This is a genomic window from Kluyvera intermedia (genome assembly GCF_021440345.1).
GTDB lineage: Bacteria > Pseudomonadota > Gammaproteobacteria > Enterobacterales > Enterobacteriaceae > Kluyvera > Kluyvera intermedia_A.
The window spans coordinates 22,570-32,083 of the sequence record NZ_JAKCNS010000051.1 but is presented as its reverse complement, the minus strand read 5'-3'; the positions used below and the strand labels follow the sequence as shown (position 1 = coordinate 32,083).

General features: G+C 55.3%; 9 protein-coding genes. 1 reads left to right on the top strand and 8 read right to left on the bottom strand.

Annotation, left to right across the window (positions count from 1 at the left end):
• Nucleotides 1-358 precede the first annotated feature (358 nt).
• From cobB to lolC, 5 genes are all read right to left on the bottom strand, one after another.
• A complete protein-coding gene (cobB, locus tag LZ634_RS15940; protein ID WP_234507022.1) occupies nt 359-1,180 on the bottom strand; it encodes a Sir2 family NAD+-dependent deacetylase in 822 nt (273 codons plus the stop codon).
• Between the two features lie 12 nt (nt 1,181-1,192).
• On the bottom strand, nt 1,193-2,104 hold the full coding sequence (nagK, locus tag LZ634_RS15935) for an N-acetylglucosamine kinase (RefSeq protein WP_234507028.1): 912 nt from the start codon (nt 2,102-2,104) through the stop codon (nt 1,193-1,195).
• 139 nt (nt 2,105-2,243) lie between these two features.
• Nucleotides 2,244-3,488 carry a lipoprotein-releasing ABC transporter permease subunit LolE gene (gene lolE / locus LZ634_RS15930; RefSeq protein WP_234507019.1) on the bottom strand — a complete coding sequence of 415 codons (1,245 nt, stop codon included), beginning with the start codon at nt 3,486-3,488 and terminating at the stop codon, nt 2,244-2,246.
• Complete coding sequence (gene lolD / locus LZ634_RS15925) at nt 3,488-4,189, bottom strand: lipoprotein-releasing ABC transporter ATP-binding protein LolD (RefSeq protein WP_112202245.1); 702 nt, start codon at nt 4,187-4,189, stop codon at nt 3,488-3,490. The genes lolE and lolD overlap by 1 nt, the downstream gene beginning before the upstream one ends.
• A complete protein-coding gene (lolC, locus tag LZ634_RS15920) occupies nt 4,182-5,381 on the bottom strand; it encodes a lipoprotein-releasing ABC transporter permease subunit LolC (RefSeq protein ID WP_234507017.1) in 1,200 nt (399 codons plus the stop codon). Before lolC ends, lolD begins: the two co-directional genes overlap by 8 nt.
• A gap of 173 nt (nt 5,382-5,554) precedes the next feature.
• Here lolC and LZ634_RS15915 point away from each other — a divergent pair, with 173 nt between their 5' ends.
• Complete coding sequence (locus tag LZ634_RS15915) at nt 5,555-6,184, top strand: DUF2238 domain-containing protein (protein ID WP_234507026.1); 630 nt, start codon at nt 5,555-5,557, stop codon at nt 6,182-6,184.
• Between the two features lie 57 nt (nt 6,185-6,241).
• Here the strand turns inward: LZ634_RS15915 and LZ634_RS15910 are convergent, their stop codons facing one another.
• From LZ634_RS15910 to melA, 3 genes are all read right to left on the bottom strand, one after another.
• A complete protein-coding gene (locus LZ634_RS15910; RefSeq protein WP_112202244.1) occupies nt 6,242-6,496 on the bottom strand; it encodes a SemiSWEET transporter in 255 nt (84 codons plus the stop codon).
• 2 nt (nt 6,497-6,498) lie between these two features.
• Nucleotides 6,499-7,929, bottom strand: a complete 1,431-nt coding sequence (gene melB, locus LZ634_RS15905; RefSeq protein ID WP_234507015.1) for a melibiose:sodium transporter MelB — start codon at nt 7,927-7,929, stop codon at nt 6,499-6,501.
• Nucleotides 7,930-8,014: 85 nt separating this feature from the next.
• The gene (melA, locus tag LZ634_RS15900) at nt 8,015-9,370 is read right to left on the bottom strand and encodes an alpha-galactosidase (RefSeq protein WP_234507013.1); all 1,356 of its coding nucleotides are present in this window, start codon (nt 9,368-9,370) and stop codon (nt 8,015-8,017) included.
• Nucleotides 9,371-9,514: the final 144 nt, after the last annotated feature.

The following is a 9,514-nucleotide window of genomic DNA, read 5'->3' as shown; positions in this document are numbered from 1 at the left end:
CAGACGCCACCTATGCCGCTTCCGTTTTTTAGCTAAAAACAAACGCCAGTGTCGCTGGAACCGATGAGTCCCCGCTTGAAATCGGTGAGCCGGAGAAAGGAAGACAAGGTCAGTCTGCCAGGATGGCGGACTGAGGCGAACCGAGACAGGACGTCGAGTTTCGCCGTGCCNNCAGTGCGAAGCACCGATTTCACCGCGGGGCCGCGGGGATTGCTAAGGGGGGCGCGGCGCCCCCCTTAGCCCGTTCACGGGTATCAATGTCTCATGTTCTGACAAACATCAAGTGAACGGAATATCGCACTTAACTGACAAGTAAAGGGCACATAAGCCCTGCCCTTTACTTTACCAACGCGCTAACTCACAGCTCTTTGAGCAACTTCTCAACGTATGCAGGCACCACTTCGCTTGCCGGACCATAATGCTTCTCTTCAAACTCGCTGCCTACCTGGCTTGGTTCAAGGTTCAGCTCAACGGTATGCGCACCGTGTAGCTTCGCCTCATGGACAAAACCGGCCGCCGGATAGACGTGGCCGGAAGTCCCGATGGCGATGAAAATATCCGCCATCGACAGCGCCAGATAGATGTGGTCCATCTCAAACGGCATCTCGCCAAACCAGACGATATGCGGTCGCAGAGGTGCCGGGAACTGACAGCAGTGACAACGTTCATCAACCGGCATGTCGCCCGTCCAGTCAAAGACCTGGCCGCTGTGCGTACAGCGCACTTTCAGCAACTCGCCGTGCATATGCAGCACGTCACTGTTACCCGCACGTTCGTGTAGATTATCGATATTTTGCGTCACCAGCATAAAATTATCGCCGAGCGCCTTTTCCAGACGCGCCAGCGCCAGGTGAGCAGCGTTGGGAGCAATTTCCGGCTGCTGTAGCTGACGGCGACGTTCATTATAGAATTTCTGCACCAGCGCGGGATCGCGCGCGTAGCCTTCCGGCGTCGCGACGTCCTCAACTTTATGCTCTTCCCATAACCCATCAGCCGCACGGAAGGTGCGAATCCCTGACTCCGCCGAAATCCCGGCGCCCGTTAACACAAGCACTCTTGGTTTATCCATTTGCTCTGACATAGCCCTATCCGCGAAAAAGGTTCGCTGGCGCAGACGTTGGCGCAACTGACGTTTATTCCGACGAAAACGGCTCAATCGATGTAAGCGGCGCGACTGCATATCTACTCCATGTTAGTTAGTAAGATGAAGGAACGCAGCGCCGCGCATCCCTCCTGCATCACCATGACGCGCGCGTTCAATACGCGGCGGACGGGCTACAGGCAACAAATGGCGCGGTAAGCGGTGCGCAAGTCCATCGGCGATCGCTGAAAAATTAGACAATCCTCCGCCAAGCACCAGCAAATCCGGGTCGACGATGGTCAGTATGTTGCCGAGGCACACGGCCAGCAGATCCAGGTAACGCTCGACGTGTTCACGGGCGTTATGATCTCCCTGCTCCCAAAGGGCAACAATTTCCGGCGAGGTGAGCGATTGCTGGTAAAAGTGGTTATACAACCAGGCAAAACCGCGACCGGATAAATAGTTTTCAATACAACCGAGCTGACCGCATCCGCAGCGGGTTAGCGGAAAATCACGCCCCACCACTTCGAGTGCATCAACCGGCAGGCGAATATGGCCAAACTCGCCGGTAATATAGCTGTGACCGGTAATCGATTTACCGTTTTGCACAATACCGCCACCCACGCCGGTACCCAGAATCAGCCCCATGACTAGCGGGTATTGGGTAAACTCGTCATCCCAGGCTTCTGAGATGGCAAAACAGTTGGCGTCATTATCGAGGCGGACATCGCGCTCCAGCAAACGGCTCAGATCGGCACGCAGCGGCTGACCGCTGGCTGCCGGGACGTTGGCGGCATACAGCAGGCCACCTTCAGTTTCCGGCATGCCGGGGATACCAATGCCGACGCTACCCCGACAATTAAAGCGCTCATCGGCCTCAACTACCAGTCCGATCACGGCCTCAAGAAAACGTTCATAGCTCTCTTTCGGCGTAGGTATCCGTTTTTCCCACTGAAGCTGGCGCGATGAATCAAATACACCAAGTGCGATTTTGCTGCCGCCAATGTCAAATCCATAATGCATCATTGTCAATTCCTCTCATACTCGTCGTCTTTCAAGCTGCAGGAAGATGGCTTCACTTGTCTGCCATCTTCCTGCAACTCGAAATTCATAGAGTAATCTGACGCGCGCAGCAGCAAAGCCGCACGGTCAGGACGTCAAATTACTGGCCACTTAGCACCCTCGCAGGGTCAATACGGCTGGCGCGGCGGGCGGGATACCAGCTTGCCAGCAGACTCAGCAATAGTGCCGTGACCAGCACATAAACGACATCCAGCCAGTGCAATTCAGACGGCAGGAAGTCGATAAAATAAATGTCACCAGATAAAAACTGATGACCAATAAGTTTTTCAATCACGTTAATAATGCCGGTCAGATACAGGGAGCCAAGCACCCCGATAACCACCCCGCATACGCTGCCCAATAGGCCAGCTAATAAACCATACCACACGAAAATCGCGCGGATCAGCCCGTCTTTTGCGCCCAATGTGCGCAGCACCGCAATATCGCTACTTTTGTCTTTCACCGCCATCACCAGCGTGGAGACGATGTTAAAACAGGCCACGCCGATAACCAGCACCATCGCCAGATACATGATGGCGCGAATCATCTGAATGTCGCGGTACATATAGCCGTAGGTGCCAATCCAGCTTTTGATGTAGACGTAGTTATTGGTAACTTCACCCGCGTCGCGCACCAGCTTATTGGCGTTAAACACGTCCTGCACCTTGATGGCGATACCGGAGATACTGTCCCCCATATCGAGATACTGTTGGGCATCCTGCATCGGGATCATGGCAAAACTATGATCAAGCTGGCCGCTTAGCTGCAAAATTCCGGTCACGTGCAGACGTACACGTTTAGGCTGCAACAGCTTATGCTCCGGGTTGGAGTTGGGGATCATGATAGAAACCCAATCTCCGGCCTTCACTTTCAGCGCATCCGCAACCCCTTTGCCGAGGATAACCTGCTGCTCACCGGCCTTGAAATTGGCCCACGCATTGGCCTGCACAAAGCTCGGCAGCGCACTCAGCTTGCTTTCCTGCTGCGGATCAACGCCCTTCACCTGAATGGCGCGTAGATTGCTGCCGCTTTCCACAAGGCCGGTAAAGTTGATGTACGGCGCGGCGGCTTCAATCCCCTTCACCGCTTCGACTTTTGGCAGCACCGTGCGCCAGTTATTCCACGGTTGATTCACCGCTTCGATTTCACCGTGCGGCACCACCGCCAGAATACGGTTGTTCAGCTCGCGCTCGAAGCCATTCATCGCGCTCAGGCCGAGGATCAGCACCGCCACCCCCAGCGCAATACCAACAGTAGAAATAACGGAAATCAGCGACACCATTCCGCCGCGCCGACGCCCGCGGCTAAACCGCAGGCCAATCAGTAACGATAGCGACGGAGCCATTACTGTGCTCCCATCAGGGTTAGTTGATCGCTTAAGCGACCGTCACGCATCTCCAGCTGGCGGCCCATCCGTTTGGCAAGCTGCAAATCGTGTGTCACCACTAAAAAGGCGGTGCCCTGCGATTGATTCAGCTCTCCGAGCAGCTTGAAGATGCTGTCGGCATTTTTGGCATCGAGGTTGCCGGTCGGTTCATCCGCCAGCACCAGACGCGGGTTATTCACCAGCGCACGGGCGATAGCCACACGTTGACGCTCGCCGCCGGACAGCTCAGATGGACGGTGGCTAGCACGATGGTCGAGCCCTACCGCTTTGAGCATTTCCAACGCGCGGCTGTTGATCTCGGCCGGTTTCTTTTTGCCAATTAACAGCGGCATCGCCACGTTTTCCAACGCGGTGAAATCCGGCAGCAAATGGTGGAACTGGTAGATAAAGCCGAGCTTCTGATTACGCAGCTCGGCTTTCGCCGCTGAAGAGAGCGAGCTCATCGGCTGGCCGCTGAAAATCACGTCGCCAGAGGTTGGCGTATCCAGGCCACCCAGCAGATGCAGAAGCGTACTTTTCCCCGAACCGGAGGTACCGACGATAGCCATCATCTCGCCTTCGGCAATACTGAAGCTGACATCGTGCAGAACATCAGTTTGCACGGTGCCTTCCTGATAGCGTTTGCACAGGTTGTCGCATTGCAACAGGATCTTATTCATAACGTAAAGCCTCAGCGGGTTGAGTGGCGGCAGCGCGCCAGGAAGGGTACAGCGTAGACAGCAGCGCCAGGGCCATCGCCACCAGCGCAATCACGATAACCTGCAGCGGCTCGATGGCGACCGGCAGCGCCGCGCCGTCGAGGAACGCGCCGATAATCGGCATTAAATTATTCAGCTGGCTGGCGAGCAGCACGCCAAGCACCGCGCCCAGCAGCGCGCCGATTATCCCGGCGCTAGCGCCTTGCACCATAAAGACGGTGAGGATCTGTCTTGGCGTCAGCCCCTGCGTTTGCAGAATCGCCACTTCTCCCTGCTTCTCCATCACCATCAGCCCCAGAGAGGTGATGATGTTAAACGCCGCCACGGCGACGATCAGGCTCAGCAGCAGGCCCATCATGTTCTTTTCCATGCGCACGGCCTGGAACAGCTCGCCTTTACGCTCGCGCCAGTCCTGCCATTTGGTGCCTTCCGGCAGAGTTTGCTGACTTAAGGTGTCAACCTGGAGCGGTTTATCCAGCCACAGACGCCAGCCGGTGATATTACCCAGCGGGTACAGCATCAAACGCGACGCATCCTGAATGTTGACCAGCATCTGGTAGCCGTCAACCTCACTATTGGCCGCGAAGGTACCGATTATCGTAAACAGACGCTGGCTTGGCAGACGCCCCATCGGCGTAAACTGGCTAGCAGACGGCACCATGACGCGAATTTGATCGCCACGGTTTACGCCCAGTTGCCCGGCAAGCTGTTCACCGATTATCACGTTGTACTTCCCGGCCACAAGGTCGGTCTGTTTGACGTTCACCAGATACGGGGTCAGCGGATCTTTTTGCGCCGGATCGATGCCCAGCATCACGCCAACCGAGACGCTGCGCGCGCTTTGCAGCACCACATCGCCGGTGGTTAGCGGTGCCACACGGGTCACGCCCTGCAGTTTGATACTCGCTTCAGGATATTTTTGCGGGTTCAACGAGCCTTGTTCAGCGCTCAGAATGGCCTGCGGCATCAGCCCCAGGATGTTGTTTTGCAGCTCGCGTTCAAAGCCGTTCATCACCGAAAGAACGGTGACTAGCGCCATCACGCCAAGCGTAATGCCGATGGTCGACAGCCAGGAAACAAAGCGACCGAAGCGGTCCGCTGCCCGCCCGCGCATATAGCGCAGGCCAATAAATAGTGCGACAGGTTGGTACATGTAATCCGTCTGGTTGCTGATAGCAGAAGCACGAGTATATAAGCGAAAGCGGGATGGGTAAATGACTGAACCGTAAGCCAAGCCTGACATTCCGCTGACGGAACAACACCGAACATTGAATTTTCCACCGCAACGGTCAATAGTGTTGTTTTCCCTTTAATCGCGAATTCATGATGATCCGCAGCTTAAATCCTCTGTTGTTACCCGCAGGCGCCCTGTTGCTGGCGCTGTTTCTGATCTATACCGGCGTCAGCGCCACCGAGAAGGTGACGTGGATTATGGAAGTCACGCCGGTGATTATCATCGTGCCATTGCTGCTGCTGACGGCCAAACGCTACCCGCTGACTCCCCTGCTCTACGCGCTGATTTTCTTTCACGCCATTATTCTGATGGTCGGCGGGCAGTACACCTACGCCAAAGTGCCGGTGGGTTTTGATGTACAGGCGTGGCTGGATCTCAGCCGTAACCCGTACGATAAATTGGGCCACTTCTTCCAGGGGCTGGTTCCGGCGCTGGCGGCGCGGGAAATTCTCGCCCGTGGGCAATTTGTTCGCGGCCGTAAGATGCTGGCGTTCCTGGTATGCTGCGTGGCATTGGCCATCAGCGCCACCTATGAACTTATCGAATGGTGGGCCGCACTGGCGATGGGACAAGGCGCGGACGATTTCCTCGGTACCCAGGGGGATCCGTGGGACACCCAATCGGATATGTTTTGCGCCCTGCTCGGCGCGTTGACAACGGTCATTTTTCTGGCGGGCGTGCATTGTCGGCAGTTAAAGCGTTATGCCCTGATAAGCGCCTGACTGTTTTCTCCGGCCGACACGCTGTCCGTGTTGGCCGGAGAGATAACCTCTTCCTCGCTACCCCCGACGTAGCTTGATAATCAAAATCGGCAGAGCAAACAGCAGGGTCAGCAGATTTGCCATGCTGACCGCCGTATCTTCAATCATCACCCCGTATACCAGCCACAGCACCAGACCACAGACAAACATGACGTACATCAGTCCGGATATTCCCTGAGTGTTGCGGGTGGTGATAACCTTAAACGCCTGTGGCAAAAAAGAGAGCGTTGTCAGGCTTGCCGCCAGATAGCCAATCAGCGAGATCCACTCCATGATCACACCTTCGCTTCGCTCACGGCGGCAACGGGCGCCATTGGCGCATCAGGTATCGACGTCGGCTGCGGTACTTTGCGATATTTATCCAGCAAATGGATGTGGATTTTACGCAGCATATCGCCATTCAAGCGGTAATAGCGGAAGTAGAGCGCCAGCGTGATAGCGAAGAACAGCGTTGGCAGCGCAATCATAATAAACTGCATACCAAAGATGGTTTCTGCCGACTGTACGCCGTTAGGCTCGTAGCCAATCACCCCCAGCACCACCGCAATAAAGAACGCCGCAAATGCCGAGCCCCCCTTCACCACCATGGTTTGCACCGCGTAGGCAATACTCTCGCAGCGCACGTTAAACTTGTACTCGCCGTAATCCACCGTGTCGGCCACCATAATGACCTGTAGCACCCAAAACAGTGCCGTACCGACGTTAAGGAACACCCCGGCCACGCAGATCAGAATGAGGCTATGGGAACCGGCGAGCACCATCAGCAGCAGCACACCGGCGCTCAAGATCGGCATCACCGAGGCTCCCGTCCACAAAATCCGCCGCGAAAGTGATTTCGCCAGCCGTGGGAAGAGTATGAGCGTCAGCAGATTGGCCGCGCCCGCATAGGAAAGGTAGTACGGGAAGAGCGCAGCATCGCCCACCACGTAGGTGAAGTAGTAAATGGCAAAGCCGGTAATGATGTTCGACGCAACGTTATACGCCAGCGCCATGCCCAGTAAACACGAGAGCTGATCGTTTTTGTAGATCAGGGCAAGAATCGATTTGAGCGAAAGCCGCGAGCTGTCTGCCGTCGCATCGCTGTCTGACGAGAACACTTCATGCACGTTTCTCAAGGTGACGATCGTTGACGCGATAAAGAATGCAATCAGTACCAGCGTAAACATCTGAAAACCGAAGCCCCGATCCCCGCCGCCAACGTAGCTGACAAACGGTAGCGTCACCCCGGCGGTCACAAATCCGGCGAGGCTGGCAAAAAAGCGCGGGAATGGCACCAGTTGCTCACGCTCTTGTTTGTCGAGGGTGATTGTCGGCACCAGCGACCAAAATGGAATATCCATAATGGTGTAGGTCATGCCCCACAGAATATAGGTCACGCAAACGAAGACAATCTGCGCCGTCCCCTCGAAAAGATGGGCGCTGAACAGCAAAAACAGCACCAGCGAGTTAGCCAGCGTGCCGAGCAGGATCCACGGTTTAAATTTCCCCCACCGCGAGCGGGTCGCATTCACGATCCATCCCATCACCGGATCGTTGAACGCGTTCCAGATCTTAGCGACCAGAAACAGCGTCCCGACCACGCCAACCGAGAGGCCAACCACGTCGGTGTAGTAATACATCAGATACATGTAAACGATGCCGATCGCGAAATCCTTACCAAATGCACCGAACCCGTAACTTAATTTTGTTTTCAGAGAGATGCTCATAGGGTACCGGGTCGCTGTTACCAACGCCCGCCTGCTGTTATGTGCGAGGTAAAACGCCGGATACACCGCCCGGCGTCGTCAGGTATTAACGGTGCAGCCAGGCCGGTAGCCAATCGCCGTGAGCGGCAATCAGGTCATCCACCAGCGCATAAATCTCCTCAATACCAAGGACTGCGGCAGTATGCGGATCCATCATCGTCGCGTGATACACCCGACTACGGTTTTCGGTCAAAATGGCCTCCGTCAGCAGCGTCTGGACGTTGATATTGGTCTGCATCATCGCCGCCAGATGCGATGGAATTGTCCCCACTTTGGTTGGCTGAATGCCGTTGGCATCCACCAGACAGGCCACTTCCACACAGCTGCCCTGCGGCAGGTTATCGATAAGCCCGTCGTTACGTACGTTACCGTAAATCACGCTCGGCTCACCGGTCCAGATGGCGTTCATGATGGTGCTGGCGTATTCGCGCGACGGTTTGATATCGATTCGCTCGGCGGTTTTGTACTCTTCCAGCTCTTTATTCCAGTTCGCCAGCTGTTCAACGCAGCGTTTCGGATATTCATCCAGCGGCACTTTATAGCGCGCAATCAGGTCTTCACGACCCGGCTTGATAAACCACGGGGTGTATTCGGCAAAATGTTCAGAGGACTCGGTAACAAAGTAGCCCAGTTTTTTGAACATCTCGTAGCGTACGATATTCTCGCAGCGATCGTTGCCATGGACATTTGGCTTCGGCGCCTGCCCTGATTCATAGGCCGCCAGCAGTTCCGGATACAGATTCACATAGCTGCCATCGGCCGTTTTACGTTCCAGCTCAAGGTAAAAAGCCATGTGGTTAATTCCCGCGCTGCGGTAACGTAGCGTGGCAGGATCGATATCCAGGTCACGCGCCAGCTCCTCCGCGGTCCCCTGTACCGAGTGACACAGCCCCACCTGTTTGATATGCGGGTAACGGGCATACATGGCCCAGGTATTCATCGCCATCGGGTTAACGTAGTTCAGCATCGTGGCATCCGGGCAGACTTCCGTCATGTCGTCACAGATTTGCCAAAGATGCGGAATGGTACGCAGCGCACGCATAATGCCGCCAGGGCCAAGGGTATCGGCGATAGTCTGTTCCAGCCCGTGGCGTTTACAAACGTCAAAATCGGTGACGGTGCACGGCTCATAGCCGCCAATCTGGAAAGCGACGACGACAAAATCTGCATCCTGCAGCGCCGCTTTCTGGTTGGTATGGCAGGTGATGTGGCCCGATGCGCCGGCGGAGTCCATCAGTTTACGTACCACAATGTGCGACTCTTCCAGCCGCTTTTCATCAATATCCATCAGCGCAATATGCGCCGACTTTAACGCCTCGCGATGAAAAACATCGCCGAGAATATTTTTGACGAAAATAGTCGAACCCGCGCCGATAAAGGTAATCTTTGGTGCTGTCATCATGACTCTCCAGAACAGTAGTGAACACGTTCATGGTGGCACGCGAAACGGCGAAAAACCTCCAGCTTCCCTGAGGAGCATTCCCATAAACTCAGATCCTATGTTGACCTCATTCCGATCTGAGCTTTTGGGATAAAATCACCTGAA